The sequence below is a fragment of the Bartonella sp. SL317 genome, from assembly GCF_059687655.1.
Genome location: NZ_CM185144.1, coordinates 1,084,157 through 1,109,081, shown reverse-complemented (window position 1 = coordinate 1,109,081; position 24,925 = coordinate 1,084,157). Strand labels below are relative to the sequence as shown.

The window sequence follows — 24,925 nt, the reverse complement described above, 5'->3', positions numbered from 1 at the left end:
CACCTGAGATATCATGATATTCCTTATCATCCACTTTATAAGTTGGCGCAACGCCTTTTACGATATCGGCTCCACCTCCTAAATATTTCGAAGTATTCTCAGCAGCTGTTTTAAGTTCACCTTGAACTCCCTTAACGGTTTCATTCGTTGCATAAAGCTGAGAACCCGTTACTGCTTCTGTGGAACCGTCTTTAAGCGAGCCATCTTTGAGGCCGGAAAGAACACGGTTTTCACCTGAATTATTGGCTATATTGACTTCACTGCCGGCAACCGATGAACCAATCGTGATACGATGTGTCTTCTCATCTTGCTGAACAAGGCCGTTTTTATTGGCTTTAGCAACAGCCTCATCAATCTTATCTCCAACAATATCGTCAACCTTATCTCCAATGACATTATTAACCTTTTCAGTAATCTCATGGGTGACTTTTTGCTCAAAGCCTGTGAATGCAACATTAACACCATCAAATGCAGCCGCTACATTATCATAGCTTTGTGTTTCTTCACTGCCATCGTCTTTAAAGCTTTTGACCTTAAATTGAGGGCCTTTAAATTTCCCTGAACCATCATAGCCTGCACCGCCCCCTAAGTATTGAGCCAACTGTTCATTCATGGAATAAAGTTGAGAACCCGTTACCGCATCACTTGAATCTTTCGAAACTGTTCCTGCTGCAAGAGACGTGATCTTACTGTTGGTCTTATCATCACCATGCTGTGCGACAAACGCATCTTTACTCTTATCCCACAACAACGCATCTTTCAGACGATCAGAAACCTCAGTCTCGTTCTTGGCAACCTTGTCTTTAAGGTCTTTGAAGCCTTCATCAACACCACCAAAAGCACCTGAGATATCATGATATTCCTTATCATCGACCTTATAAGTTGGCGCAACGCCTTTTACGATATCGGCTCCACCTCCTAAATATTTCGAAGTATTCTCAGCAGCTGTTTTAAGTTCACCTTGAACTCCCTTAACGGTTTCATTCGTTGCATAAAGCTGAGAACCCGTTACTGCTTCTGTGGAACCGTCTTTAAGCGAGCCATCTTTGAGGCCGGAAAGAACACGGTTTTCACCTGAATTATTGGCTATATTGACTTCACTGCCGGCAACCGATGAACCAATCGTGATACGATGTGTCTTCTCATCTTGCTGAACAAGGCCGTTTTTATTGGCTTTAGCAACAGCCTCATCAATCTTATCTCCAACAATATCGTCAACCTTATCTCCAATGACATTATTAACCTTTTCGGTAATCTCATGGGTGACTTTTTGCTCAAAGCCTGTGAATGCAACATTAACACCATCAAATGCAGCCGCTACATTATCATAGCTTTGTGTTTCCTCACTGCCATCGTCTTTAAAGCTTTTGACCTTAAATTGAGGGCCTTTAAACTTCCCTGAACCATCATAGCCTGCACCGCCCCCTAAGTATTGAGCCAACTGCTCATTCATGGAATAAAGTTGAGAGCCCGTCACCGCATCACTTGAATCTTTTGTAACCTTACCGGCTTCAAGCGCGGTTATTCTGCTGTTTTTAACAATACCACCTTGTTTATGCTGCGCAACAAATGCTCCAGCATCATCACTCCACAACAACCCATCGCCTTGGCCAGGAGAAGTGATATCTTTGAGTTTCTCATCAAAACTCTTAATAACATTATCAAAACTCTTACCAACACCAGCAAAGGCAACTGCGACATCATTATAGGTCTTGTCTTCTGCATGACCATCTGCATTCACTGTTGTGAACGTAAAGCGAGGATCTGTCCATACGCCATTCTCATAATGGGCACCCCCACCTAAAGAATGTGCAACATGACTACCCAAACCGTAAAGTTGAGAGCCCGTCACCGCATCGCTTGAATCTTTCGAAACTGTTCCTGCTGCAAGAGACGTGATCTTACTGTTGGTCTTATCATCACCATGCTGTGCGACAAACGCATCTTTACTCTTATCCCACAACAACGCATCTTTCAGACGATCAGAAACCTCAGTCTCGTTCTTGGCAACCTTGTCTTTAAGGTCTTTGAAGCCTTCATCAACACCACCAAAAGCACCTGAGATATCATGATATTCCTTATCATCGACCTTATAAGTTGGCGCAACGCCTTTTACGATATCGGCTCCACCTCCTAAATATTTCGAAGCATTCTCAGCAGCTGTTTGAAGTTCACCTTGAACTCCCTTAACGGTTTCATTCGTTGCATAAAGCTGAGAACCCGTTACTGCTTCTGTGGAACCGTCTTTAAGCGAGCCATCTTTGAGGCCGGAAAGAACACGGTTTTCACCTGAATTATTGGCTATATTGACTTCACTGCCGGCAACCGATGAACCAATCGTGATACGATGTGTCTTCTCATCTTGCTGAACAAGGCCGTTTTTATTGGCTTTAGCAACAGCCTCATCAATCTTATCTCCAACAATATCGTCAACCTTATCTCCAATGACATTATTAACCTTTTCGGTAATCTCATGGCTAACTTTTTGCTCAAAGCCCGTGAATGCAACATTAACACCATCAAATGCAGCCGCTACATTATCATAGCTTTGTGTTTCTTCACTGCCATCGTCTTTAAAGCTTTTGACCTTAAATTGAGGGCCTTTAAACTGCCCTGAACCATCATAGCCTGCACCGCCCCCTAAGTATTGAGCCAACTGTTCATTCATGGAATAAAGTTGAGAACCCGTTACCGCATCACTTGAATCTTTTGTAACCTTACCGGCTTCAAGCGCGGTTATTCTGCTGTTTTTAACAATACCACCTTGTTTATGCTGCGCAACAAATGCTCCAGCATCATCACTCCACAACAACCCATCGCCTTGGCCAGGAGAAGTGATATCTTTGAGTTTCTCATCAAAACTCTTAATAACATTATCAAAACTCTTACCAACACCAGCAAAGGCAACTGCGACATCATTATAGGTCTTGTCTTCTGCATGACCATCTGCATTCACTGTTGTGAACGTAAAGCGAGGATCTGTCCATACGCCATTCTCATAATGGGCACCCCCACCTAAAGAATGTGCAACATGACTACCCAAACCGTAAAGTTGAGAACCCGTAACTGCATCACTTGAATCTTTCGAAACTGTTCCTGCTGCAAGAGACGTGATCTTACTGTTGGTCTTATCATCACCATGCTGTGCAACAAACGCATCTTTACTCTTATCCCACAACAACGCATCTTTCAGACGATCAGAAACCTCAGTCTCGTTCTTGGCAACCTTGTCTTTAAGGTCTTTGAAGCCTTCATCAACACCACCAAAAGCACCTGAGATATCATGATATTCCTTATCATCGACCTTATAAGTTGGCGCAACGCCTTTTACGATATCGGCTCCACCTCCTAAATATTTCGAAGCATTCTCAGCAGCTGTTTGAAGTTCACCTTGAACTCCCTTAACGGTTTCATTCGTTGCATAAAGCTGAGAACCCGTTACTGCTTCTGTGGAACCGTCTTTAAGCGAGCCATCTTTGAGGCCGGAAAGAACACGGTTTTCACCTGAATTATTGGCTATATTGACTTCACTGCCGGCAACCGATGAACCAATCGTGATACGATGTGTCTTCTCATCTTGCTGAACAAGGCCGTTTTTATTGGCTTTAGCAACAGCCTCATCAATCTTATCTCCAACAATATCGTCAACCTTATCTCCAATGACATTATTAACCTTTTCGGTAATCTCATGGCTAACTTTTTGCTCAAAGCCCGTGAATGCAACATTAACACCATCAAATGCAGCCGCTACATTATCATAGCTTTGTGTTTCTTCACTGCCATCGTCTTTAAAGCTTTTGACCTTAAATTGAGGGCCTTTAAACTGCCCTGAACCATCATAGCCTGCACCACCCCCTAAGTATTGAGCCAACTGTTCATTCATGGAATAAAGTTGAGAACCCGTTACCGCATCGCTTGAATCTTTCGAAACTGTTCCTGCTGCAAGAGATGTGATCTTACTGTTGGTCTTATCATCACCATGCTGTGCAACAAACGCATCTTTACTCTTATCCCACAACAACGCATCTTTCAGACGATCAGAAACCTCAGTCTCGTTCTTGGCAACCTTGTCTTTAAGGTCTTTGAAGCCTTCATCAACACCTCCAAAAGCACCTGAGATATCATGATATTCCTTATCATCGACCTTATAAGTTGGCGCAACGCCTTTTACGATATCGGCTCCACCTCCTAAATATTTCGAAGTATTCTCAGCAGCTGTTTTAAGTTCACCTTGAACTCCCTTAACGGTTTCATTCGTTGCATAAAGCTGAGAACCCGTTACTGCTTCTGTGGAACCGTCTTTAAGCGAGCCATCTTTGAGGCCGGAAAGAACACGGTTTTCACCTGAATTATTGGCTATATTGACTTCACTGCCGGCAACCGATGAACCAATCGTGATACGATGTGTCTTCTCATCTTGCTGAACAAGGCCGTTTTTATTGGCTTTAGCAACAGCCTCATCAATCTTATCTCCAACAATATCGTCAACCTTATCTCCAATGACATTATTAACCTTTTCGGTAATCTCATGGGTGACTTTTTGCTCAAAGCCTGTGAATGCAACATTAACACCATCAAATGCAGCCGCTACATTATCATAGCTTTGTGTTTCTTCACTGCCATCGTCTTTAAAGCTTTTGACCTTAAATTGAGGGCCTTTAAATTTCCCTGAACCATCATAGCCTGCACCGCCCCCTAAGTATTGAGCCAACTGTTCATTCATGGAATAAAGTTGAGAACCCGTTACCGCATCACTTGAATCTTTCGAAACTGTTCCTGCTGCAAGAGATGTGATCTTACTGTTGGTCTTATCATCACCATGCTGTGCAACAAACGCATCTTTACTCTTATCCCACAACAACGCATCTTTCAGACGATCAGAAACCTCAGTTTCGTTCTTGGCAACCTTGTCTTTAAGGTCTTTGAAACCTTCATCAACACCACCAAAAGCACCTGAGATATCATGATATTCCTTATCATCCACTTTATAAGTTGGCGCAACGCCTTTTACGATATCGGCTCCACCTCCTAAATATTTCGAAGTATTCTCAGCAGCTGTTTTAAGTTCACCTTGAACTCCCTTAACGGTTTCATTCGTTGCATAAAGCTGAGAACCCGTTACTGCTTCTGTGGAACCGTCTTTAAGCGAGCCATCTTTGAGGCCGGAAAGAACACGGTTTTCACCTGAATTATTGGCTATATTGACTTCACTGCCGGCAACCGATGAACCAATCGTGATACGATGTGTCTTCTCATCTTGCTGAACAAGGCCGTTTTTATTGGCTTTAGCAACAGCCTCATCAATCTTATCTCCAACAATATCGTCAACCTTATCTCCAATGACATTATTAACCTTTTCAGTAATCTCATGGGTGACTTTTTGCTCAAAGCCTGTGAATGCAACATTAACACCATCAAATGCAGCCGCTACATTATCATAGCTTTGTGTTTCTTCACTGCCATCGTCTTTAAAGCTTTTGACCTTAAATTGAGGGCCTTTAAATTTCCCTGAACCATCATAGCCTGCACCGCCCCCTAAGTATTGAGCCAACTGTTCATTCATGGAATAAAGTTGAGAACCCGTAACTGCATCACTTGAATCTTTTGTAACCTTACCGGCTTCAAGCGCGGTTATTCTGCTGTTTTTAACAATACCACCTTGTTTATGCTGCGCAACAAATGCTCCAGCATCATCACTCCACAACAACCCATCGCCTTGGCCAGGAGAAGTGATATCTTTGAGTTTCTCATCAAAACTCTTAATAACATTATCAAAACTCTTACCAACACCAGCAAAGGCAACTGCGACATCATTATAGGTCTTGTCTTCTGCATGACCATCTGCATTCACTGTTGTGAACGTAAAGCGAGGATCTGTCCATACGCCATTCTCATAATGGGCACCCCCACCTAAAGAATGTGCAACATGACTACCCAAACCGTAAAGTTGAGAGCCCGTCACCGCATCGCTTGAATCTTTCGAAACTGTTCCTGCTGCAAGAGACGTGATCTTACTGTTGGTCTTATCATCACCATGCTGTGCGACAAACGCATCTTTACTCTTATCCCACAACAACGCATCTTTCAGACGATCAGAAACCTCAGTCTCGTTCTTGGCAACCTTGTCTTTAAGGTCTTTGAAGCCTTCATCAACACCACCAAAAGCACCTGAGATATCATGATATTCCTTATCATCGACCTTATAAGTTGGCGCAACGCCTTTTACGATATCGGCTCCACCTCCTAAATATTTCGAAGCATTCTCAGCAGCTGTTTGAAGTTCACCTTGAACTCCCTTAACGGTTTCATTCGTTGCATAAAGCTGAGAACCCGTTACTGCTTCTGTGGAACCGTCTTTAAGCGAGCCATCTTTGAGGCCGGAAAGAACACGGTTTTCACCTGAATTATTGGCTATATTGACTTCACTGCCGGCAACCGATGAACCAATCGTGATACGATGTGTCTTCTCATCTTGCTGAACAAGGCCGTTTTTATTGGCTTTAGCAACAGCCTCATCAATCTTATCTCCAACAATATCGTCAACCTTATCTCCAATGACATTATTAACCTTTTCGGTAATCTCATGGCTAACTTTTTGCTCAAAGCCCGTGAATGCAACATTAACACCATCAAATGCAGCCGCTACATTATCATAGCTTTGTGTTTCTTCACTGCCATCGTCTTTAAAGCTTTTGACCTTAAATTGAGGGCCTTTAAACTGCCCTGAACCATCATAGCCTGCACCACCCCCTAAGTATTGAGCCAACTGTTCATTCATGGAATAAAGTTGAGAACCCGTTACCGCATCGCTTGAATCTTTCGAAACTGTTCCTGCTGCAAGAGATGTGATCTTACTGTTGGTCTTATCATCACCATGCTGTGCAACAAACGCATCTTTACTCTTATCCCACAACAACGCATCTTTCAGACGATCAGAAACCTCAGTCTCGTTCTTGGCAACCTTGTCTTTAAGGTCTTTGAAGCCTTCATCAACACCTCCAAAAGCACCTGAGATATCATGATATTCCTTATCATCGACCTTATAAGTTGGCGCAACGCCTTTTACGATATCGGCTCCACCTCCTAAATATTTCGAAGTATTCTCAGCAGCTGTTTTAAGTTCACCTTGAACTCCCTTAACGGTTTCATTCGTTGCATAAAGCTGAGAACCCGTTACTGCTTCTGTGGAACCGTCTTTAAGCGAGCCATCTTTGAGGCCGGAAAGAACACGGTTTTCACCTGAATTATTGGCTATATTGACTTCACTGCCGGCAACCGATGAACCAATCGTGATACGATGTGTCTTCTCATCTTGCTGAACAAGGCCGTTTTTATTGGCTTTAGCAACAGCCTCATCAATCTTATCTCCAACAATATCGTCAACCTTATCTCCAATGACATTATTAACCTTTTCGGTAATCTCATGGCTAACTTTTTGCTCAAAGCCTGTGAATGCAACATTAACACCATCAAATGCAGCCGCTACATTATCATAGCTTTGTGTTTCTTCACTGCCATCGTCTTTAAAGCTTTTGACCTTAAATTGAGGGCCTTTAAACTGCCCTGAACCATCATAGCCTGCACCACCCCCTAAGTATTGAGCCAACTGTTCATTCATGGAATAAAGTTGAGAACCCGTTACCGCATCGCTTGAATCTTTCGAAACTGTTCCTGCTGCAAGAGATGTGATCTTACTGTTGGTCTTATCATCACCATGCTGTGCAACAAACGCATCTTTACTCTTATCCCACAACAACGCATCTTTCAGACGATCAGAAACCTCAGTCTCGTTCTTGGCAACCTTGTCTTTAAGGTCTTTGAAGCCTTCATCAACACCACCAAAAGCACCTGAGATATCATGATATTCCTTATCATCGACCTTATAAGTTGGCGCAACGCCTTTTACGATATCGGCTCCACCTCCTAAATATTTCGAAGTATTCTCAGCAGCTGTTTGAAGTTCACCTTGAACTCCCTTAACGGTTTCATTCGTTGCATAAAGCTGAGAACCCGTTACTGCTTCTGTGGAACCGTCTTTAAGCGAGCCATCTTTGAGGCCGGAAAGAACACGGTTTTCACCTGAATTATTGGCTATATTGACTTCACTGCCGGCAACCGATGAACCAATCGTGATACGATGTGTCTTCTCATCTTGCTGAACAAGGCCGTTTTTATTGGCTTTAGCAACAGCCTCATCAATCTTATCTCCAACAATATCGTCAACCTTATCTCCAATGACATTATTAACCTTTTCGGTAATCTCATGGGTGACTTTTTGCTCAAAGCCTGTGAATGCAACATTAACACCATCAAATGCAGCCGCTACATTATCATAGCTTTGTGTTTCCTCACTGCCATCGTCTTTAAAGCTTTTGACCTTAAATTGAGGGCCTTTAAATTTCCCTGAACCATCATAGCCTGCACCACCCCCTAAGTATTGAGCCAACTGTTCATTCATGGAATAAAGTTGAGAACCCGTAACTGCATCACTTGAATCTTTCGAAACTGTTCCTGCTGCAAGAGATGTGATCTTACTGTTGGTCTTATCATCACCATGCTGTGCAACAAACGCATCTTTACTCTTATCCCACAACAACGCATCTTTCAGACGATCAGAAACCTCAGTTTCGTTCTTGGCAACCTTGTCTTTAAGGTCTTTGAAGCCTTCATCAACACCTCCAAAAGCACCTGAGATATCATGATATTCCTTATCATCGACCTTATAAGTTGGCGCAACGCCTTTTACGATATCGGCTCCACCTCCTAAATATTTCGAAGTATTCTCAGCAGCTGTTTTAAGTTCACCTTGAACTCCCTTAACGGTTTCATTCGTTGCATAAAGCTGAGAACCCGTTACTGCTTCTGTGGAACCGTCTTTAAGCGAGCCATCTTTGAGGCCGGAAAGAACACGGTTTTCACCTGAATTATTGGCTATATTGACTTCACTGCCGGCAACCGATGAACCAATCGTGATACGATGTGTCTTCTCATCTTGCTGAACAAGGCCGTTTTTATTGGCTTTGGCAACAGCTTCATCAATCTTATCTCCAACAATATCGTCAACCTTATCTCCAATGACATTATTAACCTTTTCGGTAATCTCATGGCTAACTTTTTGCTCAAAGCCTGTGAATGCAACATTAACACCATCAAATGCAGCCGCTACATTATCATAGCTTTGTGTTTCCTCACTGCCATCGTCTTTAAAGCTTTTGACCTTAAATTGAGGGCCTTTAAATTTCCCTGAACCATCATAGCCTGCACCGCCCCCTAAGTATTGAGCCAACTGCTCATTCATGGAATAAAGTTGAGAGCCCGTCACCGCATCACTTGAATCTTTTGTAACCTTACCGGCTTCAAGCGCGGTTATTCTGCTGTTTTTAACAATACCACCTTGTTTATGCTGCGCAACAAATGCTCCAGCATCATCACTCCACAACAACCCATCGCCTTGGCCAGGAGAAGTGATATCTTTGAGTTTCTCATCAAAACTCTTAATAACATTATCAAAACTCTTACCAACACCAGCAAAGGCAACTGCGACATCATTATAGGTCTTGTCTTCTGCATGACCATCTGCATTCACTGTTGTGAACGTAAAGCGAGGATCTGTCCATACGCCATTCTCATAATGGGCACCCCCACCTAAAGAATGTGCAACATGACTACCCAAACCGTAAAGTTGAGAGCCCGTCACCGCATCGCTTGAATCTTTCGAAACTGTTCCTGCTGCAAGAGACGTGATCTTACTGTTGGTCTTATCATCACCATGCTGTGCGACAAACGCATCTTTACTCTTATCCCACAACAACGCATCTTTCAGACGATCAGAAACCTCAGTCTCGTTCTTGGCAACCTTGTCTTTAAGGTCTTTGAAGCCTTCATCAACACCACCAAAAGCACCTGAGATATCATGATATTCCTTATCATCGACCTTATAAGTTGGCGCAACGCCTTTTACGATATCGGCTCCACCTCCTAAATATTTCGAAGCATTCTCAGCAGCTGTTTGAAGTTCACCTTGAACTCCCTTAACGGTTTCATTCGTTGCATAAAGCTGAGAACCCGTTACTGCTTCTGTGGAACCGTCTTTAAGCGAGCCATCTTTGAGGCCGGAAAGAACACGGTTTTCACCTGAATTATTGGCTATATTGACTTCACTGCCGGCAACCGATGAACCAATCGTGATACGATGTGTCTTCTCATCTTGCTGAACAAGGCCGTTTTTATTGGCTTTAGCAACAGCCTCATCAATCTTATCTCCAACAATATCGTCAACCTTATCTCCAATGACATTATTAACCTTTTCGGTAATCTCATGGCTAACTTTTTGCTCAAAGCCCGTGAATGCAACATTAACACCATCAAATGCAGCCGCTACATTATCATAGCTTTGTGTTTCTTCACTGCCATCGTCTTTAAAGCTTTTGACCTTAAATTGAGGGCCTTTAAACTGCCCTGAACCATCATAGCCTGCACCACCCCCTAAGTATTGAGCCAACTGTTCATTCATGGAATAAAGTTGAGAACCCGTTACCGCATCGCTTGAATCTTTCGAAACTGTTCCTGCTGCAAGAGATGTGATCTTACTGTTGGTCTTATCATCACCATGCTGTGCAACAAACGCATCTTTACTCTTATCCCACAACAACGCATCTTTCAGACGATCAGAAACCTCAGTCTCGTTCTTGGCAACCTTGTCTTTAAGGTCTTTGAAGCCTTCATCAACACCTCCAAAAGCACCTGAGATATCATGATATTCCTTATCATCGACCTTATAAGTTGGCGCAACGCCTTTTACGATATCGGCTCCACCTCCTAAATATTTCGAAGTATTCTCAGCAGCTGTTTTAAGTTCACCTTGAACTCCCTTAACGGTTTCATTCGTTGCATAAAGCTGAGAACCCGTTACTGCTTCTGTGGAACCGTCTTTAAGCGAGCCATCTTTGAGGCCGGAAAGAACACGGTTTTCACCTGAATTATTGGCTATATTGACTTCACTGCCGGCAACCGATGAACCAATCGTGATACGATGTGTCTTCTCATCTTGCTGAACAAGGCCGTTTTTATTGGCTTTAGCAACAGCCTCATCAATCTTATCTCCAACAATATCGTCAACCTTATCTCCAATGACATTATTAACCTTTTCGGTAATCTCATGGCTAACTTTTTGCTCAAAGCCCGTGAATGCAACATTAACACCATCAAATGCAGCCGCTACATTATCATAGCTTTGTGTTTCTTCACTGCCATCGTCTTTAAAGCTTTTGACCTTAAATTGAGGGCCTTTAAACTGCCCTGAACCATCATAGCCTGCACCACCCCCTAAGTATTGAGCCAACTGTTCATTCATGGAATAAAGTTGAGAACCCGTTACCGCATCGCTTGAATCTTTCGAAACTGTTCCTGCTGCAAGAGATGTGATCTTACTGTTGGTCTTATCATCACCATGCTGTGCAACAAACGCATCTTTACTCTTATCCCACAACAACGCATCTTTCAGACGATCAGAAACCTCAGTCTCGTTCTTGGCAACCTTGTCTTTAAGGTCTTTGAAGCCTTCATCAACACCTCCAAAAGCACCTGAGATATCATGATATTCCTTATCATCGACCTTATAAGTTGGCGCAACGCCTTTTACGATATCGGCTCCACCTCCTAAATATTTCGAAGTATTCTCAGCAGCTGTTTGAAGTTCACCTTGAACTCCCTTAACGGTTTCATTCGTTGCATAAAGCTGAGAACCCGTTACTGCTTCTGTGGAACCGTCTTTAAGCGAGCCATCTTTGAGGCCGGAAAGAACACGGTTTTCACCTGAATTATTGGCTATATTGACTTCACTGCCGGCAACCGATGAACCAATCGTGATACGATGTGTCTTCTCATCTTGCTGAACAAGGCCGTTTTTATTGGCTTTAGCAACAGCCTCATCAATCTTATCTCCAACAATATCGTCAACCTTATCTCCAATGACATTATTAACCTTTTCAGTAATCTCATGGGTGACTTTTTGCTCAAAGCCTGTGAATGCAACATTAACACCATCAAATGCAGCCGCTACATTATCATAGCTTTGTGTTTCTTCACTGCCATCGTCTTTAAAGCTTTTGACCTTAAATTGAGGGCCTTTAAATTTCCCTGAACCATCATAGCCTGCACCGCCCCCTAAGTATTGAGCCAACTGTTCATTCATGGAATAAAGTTGAGAACCCGTTACCGCATCACTTGAATCTTTCGAAACTGTTCCTGCTGCAAGAGATGTGATCTTACTGTTGGTCTTATCATCACCATGCTGTGCAACAAACGCATCTTTACTCTTATCCCACAACAACGCATCTTTCAGACGATCAGAAACCTCAGTTTCGTTCTTGGCAACCTTGTCTTTAAGGTCTTTGAAACCTTCATCAACACCACCAAAAGCACCTGAGATATCATGATATTCCTTATCATCGACCTTATAAGTTGGCGCAACGCCTTTTACGATATCGGCTCCACCTCCTAAATATTTCGAAGTATTCTCAGCAGCTGTTTTAAGTTCACCTTGAACTCCCTTAACGGTTTCATTCGTTGCATAAAGCTGAGAACCCGTTACTGCTTCTGTGGAACCGTCTTTAAGCGAGCCATCTTTGAGGCCGGAAAGAACACGGTTTTCACCTGAATTATTGGCTATATTGACTTCACTGCCGGCAACCGATGAACCAATCGTGATACGATGTGTCTTCTCATCTTGCTGAACAAGGCCGTTTTTATTGGCTTTGGCAACAGCTTCATCAATCTTATCTCCAACAATATCGTCAACCTTATCTCCAATGACATTATTAACCTTTTCGGTAATCTCATGGGTGACTTTTTGCTCAAAGCCTGTGAATGCAACATTAACACCATCAAATGCAGCCGCTACATTATCATAGCTTTGTGTTTCCTCACTGCCATCGTCTTTAAAGCTTTTGACCTTAAATTGAGGGCCTTTAAACTTCCCTGAACCATCATAGCCTGCACCGCCCCCTAAGTATTGAGCCAACTGCTCATTCATGGAATAAAGTTGAGAGCCCGTCACCGCATCACTTGAATCTTTTGTAACCTTACCGGCTTCAAGCGCGGTTATTCTGCTGTTTTTAACAATACCACCTTGTTTATGCTGCGCAACAAATGCTCCAGCATCATCACTCCACAACAACCCATCGCCTTGGCCAGGAGAAGTGATATCTTTGAGTTTCTCATCAAAACTCTTAATAACATTATCAAAACTCTTACCAACACCAGCAAAGGCAACTGCGACATCATTATAGGTCTTGTCTTCTGCATGACCATCTGCATTCACTGTTGTGAACGTAAAGCGAGGATCTGTCCATACGCCATTCTCATAATGGGCACCCCCACCTAAAGAATGTGCAACATGACTACCCAAACCGTAAAGTTGAGAGCCCGTCACCGCATCGCTTGAATCTTTCGAAACTGTTCCTGCTGCAAGAGACGTGATCTTACTGTTGGTCTTATCATCACCATGCTGTGCGACAAACGCATCTTTACTCTTATCCCACAACAACGCATCTTTCAGACGATCAGAAACCTCAGTCTCGTTCTTGGCAACCTTGTCTTTAAGGTCTTTGAAGCCTTCATCAACACCACCAAAAGCACCTGAGATATCATGATATTCCTTATCATCGACCTTATAAGTTGGCGCAACGCCTTTTACGATATCGGCTCCACCTCCTAAATATTTCGAAGCATTCTCAGCAGCTGTTTGAAGTTCACCTTGAACTCCCTTAACGGTTTCATTCGTTGCATAAAGCTGAGAACCCGTTACTGCTTCTGTGGAACCGTCTTTAAGCGAGCCATCTTTGAGGCCGGAAAGAACACGGTTTTCACCTGAATTATTGGCTATATTGACTTCACTGCCGGCAACCGATGAACCAATCGTGATACGATGTGTCTTCTCATCTTGCTGAACAAGGCCGTTTTTATTGGCTTTAGCAACAGCCTCATCAATCTTATCTCCAACAATATCGTCAACCTTATCTCCAATGACATTATTAACCTTTTCGGTAATCTCATGGCTAACTTTTTGCTCAAAGCCCGTGAATGCAACATTAACACCATCAAATGCAGCCGCTACATTATCATAGCTTTGTGTTTCTTCACTGCCATCGTCTTTAAAGCTTTTGACCTTAAATTGAGGGCCTTTAAACTGCCCTGAACCATCATAGCCTGCACCACCCCCTAAGTATTGAGCCAACTGTTCATTCATGGAATAAAGTTGAGAACCCGTTACCGCATCGCTTGAATCTTTCGAAACTGTTCCTGCTGCAAGAGATGTGATCTTACTGTTGGTCTTATCATCACCATGCTGTGCAACAAACGCATCTTTACTCTTATCCCACAACAACGCATCTTTCAGACGATCAGAAACCTCAGTCTCGTTCTTGGCAACCTTGTCTTTAAGGTCTTTGAAGCCTTCATCAACACCTCCAAAAGCACCTGAGATATCATGATATTCCTTATCATCGACCTTATAAGTTGGCGCAACGCCTTTTACGATATCGGCTCCACCTCCTAAATATTTCGAAGTATTCTCAGCAGCTGTTTGAAGTTCACCTTGAACTCCCTTAACGGTTTCATTCGTTGCATAAAGCTGAGAACCCGTTACTGCTTCTGTGGAACCGTCTTTAAGCGAGCCATCTTTGAGGCCGGAAAGAACACGGTTTTCACCTGAATTATTGGCTATATTGACTTCACTGCCGGCAACCGATGAACCAATCGTGATACGATGTGTCTTCTCATCTTGCTGAACAAGGCCGTTTTTATTGGCTTTAGCAACAGCCTCATCAATCTTATCTCCAACAATATCGTCAACCTTATCTCCAATGACATTATTAACCTTTTCAGTAATCTCATGGGTGACTTTTTGCTCAAAGCCTGTGAATGCAACATTAACACCATCAAATGCAGCCGCTACATTATCATAGCTTTGTGTTTCTTCACTGCCATCGTCTTTAAAGCTTTTGACCTTAAATTGAGGGCCTTTAAATTTCCCTGAACCATCATAGCCTGCACCGCCCCCTAAGTATTGAGCCAACTGTTCATTCATGGAATAAAGTTGAGAACCCGTTACCGCATCACTTGAATCTTTCGAAACTGTTCCTGCTGCAAGAGATGTGATCTTACTGTTGGTCTTATCATCACCATGCTGTGCAACAAACGCATCTTTACTCTTATCCCACAACAACGCATCTTTCAGACGATCAGAAACCTCAGTTTCGTTCTTGGCAACCTTGTCTTTAAGGTCTTTGAAACCTTCATCAACACCACCAAAAGCACCTGAGATATCATGATATTCCTTATCATCCACTTTATAAGTTGGCGCAACGCCTTTTACGATATCGGCTCCACCTCCTAAATATTTCGAAGTATTCTCAGCAGCTGTTTTAAGTTCACCTTGAACTCCCTTAACGGTTTCATTCGTTGCATAAAGCTGAGAACCCGTTACTGCTTCTGTGGAACCGTCTTTAAGCGAGCCATCTTTGAGGCCGGAAAGAACACGGTTTTCACCTGAATTATTGGCTATATTGACTTCACTGCCGGCAACCGATGAACCAATCGTGATACGATGTGTCTTCTCATCTTGCTGAACAAGGCCGTTTTTATTGGCTTTGGCAACAGCTTCATCAATCTTATCTCCAACAATATCGTCAACCTTATCTCCAATGACATTATTAACCTTTTCGGTAATCTCATGGCTAACTTTTTGCTCAAAGCCTGTGAATGCAACATTAACACCATCAAATGCAGCCGCTACATTATCATAGCTTTGTGTTTCCTCACTGCCATCGTCTTTAAAGCTTTTGACCTTAAATTGAGGGCCTTTAAACTTCCCTGAACCATCATAGCCTGCACCGCCCCCTAAGTATTGAGCCAACTGCTCATTCATGGAATAAAGTTGAGAGCCCGTCACCGCATCACTTGAATCTTTTGTAACCTTACCGGCTTCAAGCGCGGTTATTCTGCTGTTTTTAACAATACCACCTTGTTTATGCTGCGCAACAAATGCTCCAGCATCATCACTCCACAACAACCCATCGCCTTGGCCAGGAGAAGTGATATCTTTGAGTTTCTCATCAAAACTCTTAATAACATTATCAAAACTCTTACCAACACCAGCAAAGGCAACTGCGACATCATTATAGGTCTTGTCTTCTGCATGACCATCTGCATTCACTGTTGTGAACGTAAAGCGAGGATCTGTCCATACGCCATTCTCATAATGGGCACCCCCACCTAAAGAATGTGCAACATGACTACCCAAACCGTAAAGTTGAGAGCCCGTCACCGCATCGCTTGAATCTTTCGAAACTGTTCCTGCTGCAAGAGACGTGATCTTACTGTTGGTCTTATCATCACCATGCTGTGCGACAAACGCATCTTTACTCTTATCCCACAACAACGCATCTTTCAGACGATCAGAAACCTCAGTCTCGTTCTTGGCAACCTTGTCTTTAAGGTCTTTGAAGCCTTCATCAACACCACCAAAAGCACCTGAGATATCATGATATTCCTTATCATCGACCTTATAAGTTGGCGCAACGCCTTTTACGATATCGGCTCCACCTCCTAAATATTTCGAAGCATTCTCAGCAGCTGTTTTAAGTTCACCTTGAACTCCCTTAACGGTTTCATTCGTTGCATAAAGCTGAGAACCCGTTACTGCTTCTGTGGAACCGTCTTTAAGCGAGCCATCTTTGAGGCCGGAAAGAACACGGTTTTCACCTGAATTATTGGCTATATTGACTTCACTGCCGGCAACCGATGAACCAATCGTGATACGATGTGTCTTCTCATCTTGCTGAACAAGGCCGTTTTTATTGGCTTTAGCAACAGCCTCATCAATCTTATCTCCAACAATATCGTCAACCTTATCTCCAATGACATTATTAACCTTTTCGGTAATCTCATGGCTAACTTTTTGCTCAAAGCCTGTGAATGCAACATTAACACCATCAAATGCAGCCGCTACATTATCATAGCTTTGTGTTTCTTCACTGCCATCGTCTTTAAAGCTTTTGACCTTAAATTGAGGGCCTTTAAACTGCCCTGAACCATCATAGCCTGCACCACCCCCTAAGTATTGAGCCAACTGTTCATTCATGGAATAAAGTTGAGAACCCGTTACCGCATCGCTTGAATCTTTCGAAACTGTTCCTGCTGCAAGAGATGTGATCTTACTGTTGGTCTTATCATCACCATGCTGTGCAACAAACGCATCTTTACTCTTATCCCACAACAACGCATCTTTCAGACGATCAGAAACCTCAGTCTCGTTCTTGGCAACCTTGTCTTTAAGGTCTTTGAAGCCTTCATCAACACCACCAAAAGCACCTGAGATATCATGATATTCCTTATCATCGACCTTATAAGTTGGCGCAACGCCTTTTACGATATCGGCTCCACCTCCTAAATATTTCGAAGTATTCTCAGCAGCTGTTTGAAGTTCACCTTGAACTCCCTTAACGGTTTCATTCGTTGCATAAAGCTGAGAACCCGTTACTGCTTCTGTGGAACCGTCTTTAAGCGAGCCATCTTTGAGGCCGGAAAGAACACGGTTTTCACCTGAATTATTGGCTATATTGACTTCACTGCCGGCAACCGATGAACCAATCGTGATACGATGTGTCTTCTCATCTTGCTGAACAAGGCCGTTTTTATTGGCTTTAGCAACAGCCTCATCAATCTTATCTCCAACAATATCGTCAACCTTATCTCCAATGACATTATTAACCTTTTCGGTAATCTCATGGGTGACTTTTTGCTCAAAGCCTGTGAATGCAACATTAACACCATCAAATGCAGCCGCTACATTATCATAGCTTTGTGTTTCCTCACTGCCATCGTCTTTAAAGCTTTTGACCTTAAATTGAGGGCCTTTAAATTTCCCTGAACCATCATAGCCTGCACCACCCCCTAAGTATTGAGCCAACTGTTCATTCATGGAATAAAGTTGAGAACCCGTAACTGCATCACTTGAATCTTTCGAAACTGTTCCTGCTGCAAGAGATGTGATCTTACTGTTGGTCTTATCATCACCATGCTGTGCAACAAACGCATCTTTACTCTTATCCCACAACAACGCATCTTTCAGACGATCAGAAACCTCAGTTTCGTTCTTGGCAACCTTGTCTTTAAGGTCTTTGAAGCCTTCATCAACACCTCCAAAAGCACCTGAGATATCATGATATTCCTTATCATCGACCTTATAAGTTGGCGCAACGCCTTTTACGATATCGGCTCCACCTCCTAAATATTTCGAAGTATTCTCAGCAGCTGTTTTAAGTTCACCTTGAACTCCCTTAACGGTTTCATTCGTTGCATAAAGCTGAGAACCCGTTACTGCTTCTGTGGAACCGTCTTTAAGCGAGCCATCTTTGAGGCCGGAAAGAACACGGTTTTCACCTGAATTATTGGCTATATTGACTTCACTGCCGGCAACCGATGAACCAATCGTGATACGATGTGTCTTCTCATCTTGCTGAACAAGGCCGTTTTTATTGGCTTTGGCAACAGCTTCATCAATCTTATCTCCAACAATATCGTCAACCTTATCTCCAATGACATTATTAACCTTTTCGGTAATCTCATGGCTAACTTTTTGCTCAAAGCCTGTGAATGCAACATTAACACCATCAAATGCAGCCGCTACATTATCATAGCTTTGTGTTTCCTCACTGCCATCGTCTTTAAAGCTTTTGACCTTAAATTGAGGGCCTTTAAATTTCCCTGAACCATCATAGCCTGCACCACCCCCTAAGTATTGAGCCAACTGTTCATTCATGGAATAAAGTTGAGAACCCGTAACTGCATCACTTGAATCTTTCGAAACTGTTCCTGCTGCAAGAGATGTGATCTTACTGTTGGTCTTATCATCACCATGCTGTGCAACAAACGCATCTTTACTCTTATCCCACAACAACGCATCTTTCAGACGATCAGAAACCTCAGTTTCGTTCTTGGCAACCTTGTCTTTAAGGTCTTTGAAGCCTTCATCAACACCTCCAAAAGCACCTGAGATATCATGATATTCCTTATCATCGACCTTATAAGTTGGCGCAACGCCTTTTACGATATCGGCTCCACCTCCTAAATATTTCGAAGTATTCTCAGCAGCTGTTTTAAGTTCACCTTGAACTCCCTTAACGGTTTCATTCGTTGCATAAAGCTGAGAACCCGTTACTGCTTCTGTGGAACCGTCTTTAAGCGAGCCATCTTTGAGGCCGGAAAGAACACGGTTTTCACCTGAATTATTGGCTATATTGACTTCACTGCCGGCAACCGATGAACCAATCGTGATACGATGTGTCTTCTCATCTTGCTGAACAAGGCCGTTTTTATTGGCTTTGGCAACAGCTTCATCAATCTTATCTCCAACAATATCGTCAACCTTATCTCCAATGACATTATTAACCTTTTCGGTAATCTCATGGGTGACTTTTTGCTCAAAGCCTGTGAATGCAACATTAACACCATCAAATGCAGCCGCTACATTATCATAGCTTTGTGTTTCCTCACTGCCATCGTCTTTAAAGCTTTTGACCTTAAATTGAGGGCCTTTAAATTTCCCTGAACCATCATAGCCTGCACCGCCCCCTAAGTATTGAGCCAACTGCTCATTCATGGAATAAAGTTGAGAGCCCGTCACCGCATCACTTGAATCTTTTGTAACCTTACCGGCTTCAAGCGCGGTTATTCTGCTGTTTTTAACAATACCACCTTGTTTATGCTGCGCAACAAATGCTCCAGCATCATCACTCCACAACAACCCATCGCCTTGGCCAGGAGAAGTGATATCTTTGAGTTTCTCATCAAAACTCTTAATAACATTATCAAAACTCTTACCAACACCAGCAAAGGCAACTGCGACATCATTATAGGTCTTGTCTTCTGCATGACCATCTGCATTCACTGTTGTGAACGTAAAGCGAGGATCTGTCCATACGCCATTCTCATAATGGGCACCCCCACCTAAAGAATGTGCAACATGACTACCCAAACCGTAAAGTTGAGAGCCCGTCACCGCATCGCTTGAATCTTTCGAAACTGTTCCTGCTGCAAGAGACGTGATCTTACTGTTGGTCTTATCATCACCATGCTGTGCGACAAACGCATCTTTACTCTTATCCCACAACAACGCATCTTTCAGACGATCAGAAACCTCAGTCTCGTTCTTGGCAACCTTGTCTTTAAGGTCTTTGAAGCCTTCATCAACACCACCAAAAGCACCTGAGATATCATGATATTCCTTATCATCGACCTTATAAGTTGGCGCAACGCCTTTTACGATATCGGCTCCACCTCCTAAATATTTCGAAGCATTCTCAGCAGCTGTTTTAAGTTCACCTTGAACTCCCTTAACGGTTTCATTCGTTGCATAAAGCTGAGAACCCGTTACTGCTTCTGTGGAACCGTCTTTAAGCGAGCCATCTTTGAGGCCGGAAAGAACACGGTTTTCACCTGAATTATTGGCTATATTGACTTCACTGCCGGCAACCGATGAACCAATCGTGATACGATGTGTCTTCTCATCTTGCTGAACAAGGCCGTTTTTATTGGCTTTAGCAACAGCCTCATCAATCTTATCTCCAACAATATCGTCAACCTTATCTCCAATGACATTATTAACCTTTTCGGTAATCTCATGGCTAACTTTTTGCTCAAAGCCCGTGAATGCAACATTAACACCATCAAATGCAGCCGCTACATTATCATAGCTTTGTGTTTCTTCACTGCCATCGTCTTTAAAGCTTTTGACCTTAAATTGAGGGCCTTTAAACTGCCCTGAACCATCATAGCCTGCACCGCCCCCTAAGTATTGAGCCAACTGTTCATTCATGGAATAAAGTTGAGAACCCGTTACCGCATCACTTGAATCTTTTGTAACCTTACCGGCTTCAAGCGCGGTTATTCTGCTGTTTTTAACAATACCACCTTGTTTATGCTGCGCAACAAATGCTCCAGCATCATCACTCCACAACAACCCATCGCCTTGGCCAGGAGAAGTGATATCTTTGAGTTTCTCATCAAAACTCTTAATAACATTATCAAAACTCTTACCAACACCAGCAAAGGCAACTGCGACATCATTATAGGTCTTGTCTTCTGCATGACCATCTGCATTCACTGTTGTGAACGTAAAGCGAGGATCTGTCCATACGCCATTCTCATAATGGGCACCCCCACCTAAAGAATGTGCAACATGACTACCCAAACCGTAAAGTTGAGAACCCGTAACTGCATCACTTGAATCTTTCGAAACTGTTCCTGCTGCAAGAGACGTGATCTTACTGTTGGTCTTATCATCACCATGCTGTGCAACAAACGCATCTTTACTCTTATCCCACAACAACGCATCTTTCAGACGATCAGAAACCTCAGTTTCGTTCTTGGCAACCTTGTCTTTAAGGTCTTTGAAGCCTTCATCAACACCTCCAAAAGCACCTGAGATATCATGATATTCCTTATCATCGACCTTATAAGTTGGCGCAACGCCTTTTACGATATCGGCTCCACCTCCTAAATATTTCGAAGTATTCTCAGCAGCTGTTTTAAGTTCACCTTGAACTCCCTTAACGGTTTCATTCGTTGCATAAAGCTGAGAACCCGTTACTGCTTCTGTGGAACCGTCTTTAAGCGAGCCATCTTTGAGGCCGGAAAGAACACGGTTTTCACCTGAATTATTGGCTATATTGACTTCACTGCCGGCAACCGATGAACCAATCGTGATACGATGTGTCTTCTCATCTTGCTGAACAAGGCCGTTTTTATTGGCTTTAGCAACAGCCTCATCAATCTTATCTCCAACAATATCGTCAACCTTATCTCCAATGACATTATTAACCTTTTCGGTAATCTCATGGCTAACTTTTTTCTCAAAGCCTGTGAATGCAACATTAACACCATCAAATGCAGCCGCTACATTATCATAGCTTTGTGTTTCCTCACTGCCATCGTCTTTAAAGCTTTTGACCTTAAATTGAGGGCCTTTAAACTTCCCTGAACCATCATAGCCCGCACCGCCCCCTAAGTATTGAGCCAACTGTTCATTCATGGAATAAAGTTGAGAACCCGTTACCGCATCACTTGAATCTTTCGAAACTGTTCCTGCTGCAAGAGATGTGATCTTACTGTTGGTCTTATCATCACCATGCTGTGCAACAAACGCATCTTTACTCTTATCCCACAACAACGCATCTTTCAGACGATCAGAAACCTCAGTCTCGTTCTTGGCAACCTTGTCTTTAAGGTCTTTGAAGCCTTCATCAACACCACCAAAAGCACCTGAGATATCATGATATTCCTTATCATCCACCTTATAAGTTGGCGCAACGCCTTTTACGATATCGGCTCCACCTCCTAAATATTTCGAAGTATTCTCAGCAGCTGTTTGAAGTTCACCTTGAACTCCCTTAACGGTTTCATTCGTTGCATAAAGCTGAGAACCCGTCACTGCTTCTGTGGAATTTTCAGAAATATTACCAGGCGTCACAGCTGTGATTATTTTCCCTCCAGCATTAATGCCAGTGTTGGTTATTTGTGGACCATTTTCAAATATTAAACCATTCTCTGTTAGTGTCGTTTTTCCTAAATTTATGCCCTTTACTGTGAGAATATCACTCAAGTCAATTTTTATTCCTTTGGATGCTTTGCTAAGCGTTACATTAGAACCAGCCTCAAGGGTTAGATTGTTATCTGAATTAACATCTATTACTGTGGAATCACCATCACTATTTACACCTACGAACTTCCAGCTTCCACCTGCAGCCTTTGCTACAGCTTTCAGCTGTGCAACGTTGACGGCATCAGTATCTTGAGTACCTGCTGCTAATCCGGTAATTTGTCGTGTTTTGCCTTCCTTAATATTCCCAATGCTGAGTGCAGCATAATCAGATTTCCATGCCTTATCTGCGTTTGTTGAGCCTGTTTTGGTGATTGGATCATACCCTGCAATACCAGCGCTAACATCAGCGATAGAATGTGAACCTAATGCGATACCACCCTCAACTGACACGTTGCTCCCACTACCAAGAGCCATCGCATAGTTGGCATTGTCACCAACTACGGCTTCAGAACCAAAGGCCAACGCATTACTGGCGGTATCACCAACAGTGGCTTTATAACCAAAGGCGGACGATTGACCGGCATAATGACCAACTTTGGCAAACGAACCAATGGACAATCCATTACTGCTGTTATCACCAACTATGGCTGAATAACCAAGGACAGATGATTGAACGGCGTTGAGACCAACTTTGGAGAACGAACCAATGGCAAGCGACAACTGGGACTCTGCACCAATCTCGGCGAATGGACCAAAGACAAGTGAATAAGGCGACCCTTTAGCAACCTTAGCGAATGAACCAAGAGCAGCGGAATTTTGAGATTCGGCTACAGGATCTGTAAATGCTGTATCCGATGTGTCAATAACTAAACCCTTTAGAGCTCCACCGACCCCTTGCCCTCCCCCTATTGCTGCTTTTAGCTGCGCAAAGTTGACGGCATCAGTATCCTTAGTCCCAGCTAATACGTTTGTTATCTTTTTATCAGCAGCATTAATACCATCTGTCGTTACACTTGGACCATCTCCAATCATTAAACCGTTGTCTGATAATAAAGAACCTCCTAAATATACGTTATCTACTTGAATGGTCTTATCTAAATCAAACCTTACGCCCTGACCTGTTTTACTAATCGTGATATTAGCACCTTTTTCAAAGTATAAATCGTGTTTGGAATCAACTTGTGTTATTTGAAGGTTGCTACCATCCGCTGTAGTAACAAGCCTCCAGCCGCCACCGCCACTGCTACCACCGCCACTGCTACCACCGCCACTGCTACCACCGCCACCGCTACCACCAAGACGATCTCTTATAGCCTTTTCTACAGCTTTCAGCTGTGCAACATTGACCGCATCAGTATCATGACCACCAGCCGCTACTCCAGTAATTCGTCGTGTAATTCCTGCGCCCGGATCACCAACAGCAACAGAACCATATTTGGGTGTCCACACATATCCTGGCATACTCATATTATTTCCGAAAGGAATATACACACCACGAACATTCGCCACATACTTGCTTTTAGACAGATAACCAATAGCAACACCAGCATCAGCAGTCGCCATAACGTTAGCGTTTGGACCTATAGCAACTGCATTATTCGCGAAAGAGTGCGCCATTTCACCTATAGAAACCGCCCGGTGTTTAGATGAGGCATCATTACCTATAGCAATCGGAGAATTTCCCTCACCAGTCGCCCCAACACCGAGCAAAATCGGCTTGGTTGATGATGATGTTGGTATAGCCCGAGCTAAACCAGCCACATTATTCAGAGCCCTACTTAAAGGAACTGTATTTGAACCTACCGCTAAAGAGTTATCAGCAAACTTAACTGTGGGCTCTTTTAACAACGGAACATTCTTAAGATTCTGCATCTCTGGCTTCTGTAGCCCTGCTTTATCACCAGCACTAATCGATAAACCACGACTGTCTGTTGTTAAAACATTCACGATAGATCTAGTATTGCTTTCATCCCCAAAAGTATTCGTAAAAACATTCACATAGCCATTAGAAGCATTAACTTTTGGTGTTAACGATGCATTCAAAATAGTTAAATAATTTTTCTTTGATAAACTCAAAACATCTAGAGTACTGCCATCATCACCATCCGTAACAATGCCGCTTTGTGAATAAGCTATTTGAGATTTTTCAGCGCTTGCCAAAAACATTTCTTTTGAAACAATATTTTCCGCAAAACTGGGAAAAACATGTGAGAAAAATACAACTACTAAAGCCCCCAAAAGCACTTTCACAAAAGGTCGTTGATAAGATAAACCAATCGTATTTAAATTTCTGCCGACAAGCATCGTTGATATTTTTTTCAT

1 protein-coding gene (only partly in view) is annotated in these 24,925 nt (G+C 42.9%); it reads right to left on the bottom strand.

Translation table 11 applies throughout. From position 1 onward, the window contains the following. On the bottom strand, positions 1–24,925 hold the 5' portion of the coding sequence (locus AC6ER9_RS04780) for a Vomp family autotransporter (protein WP_497075223.1). It extends 7,595 nt beyond the left edge of the window; only the first 24,925 of its 32,520 coding nucleotides appear in the window; the start codon lies at positions 24,923–24,925; the stop codon falls past the left edge of the window.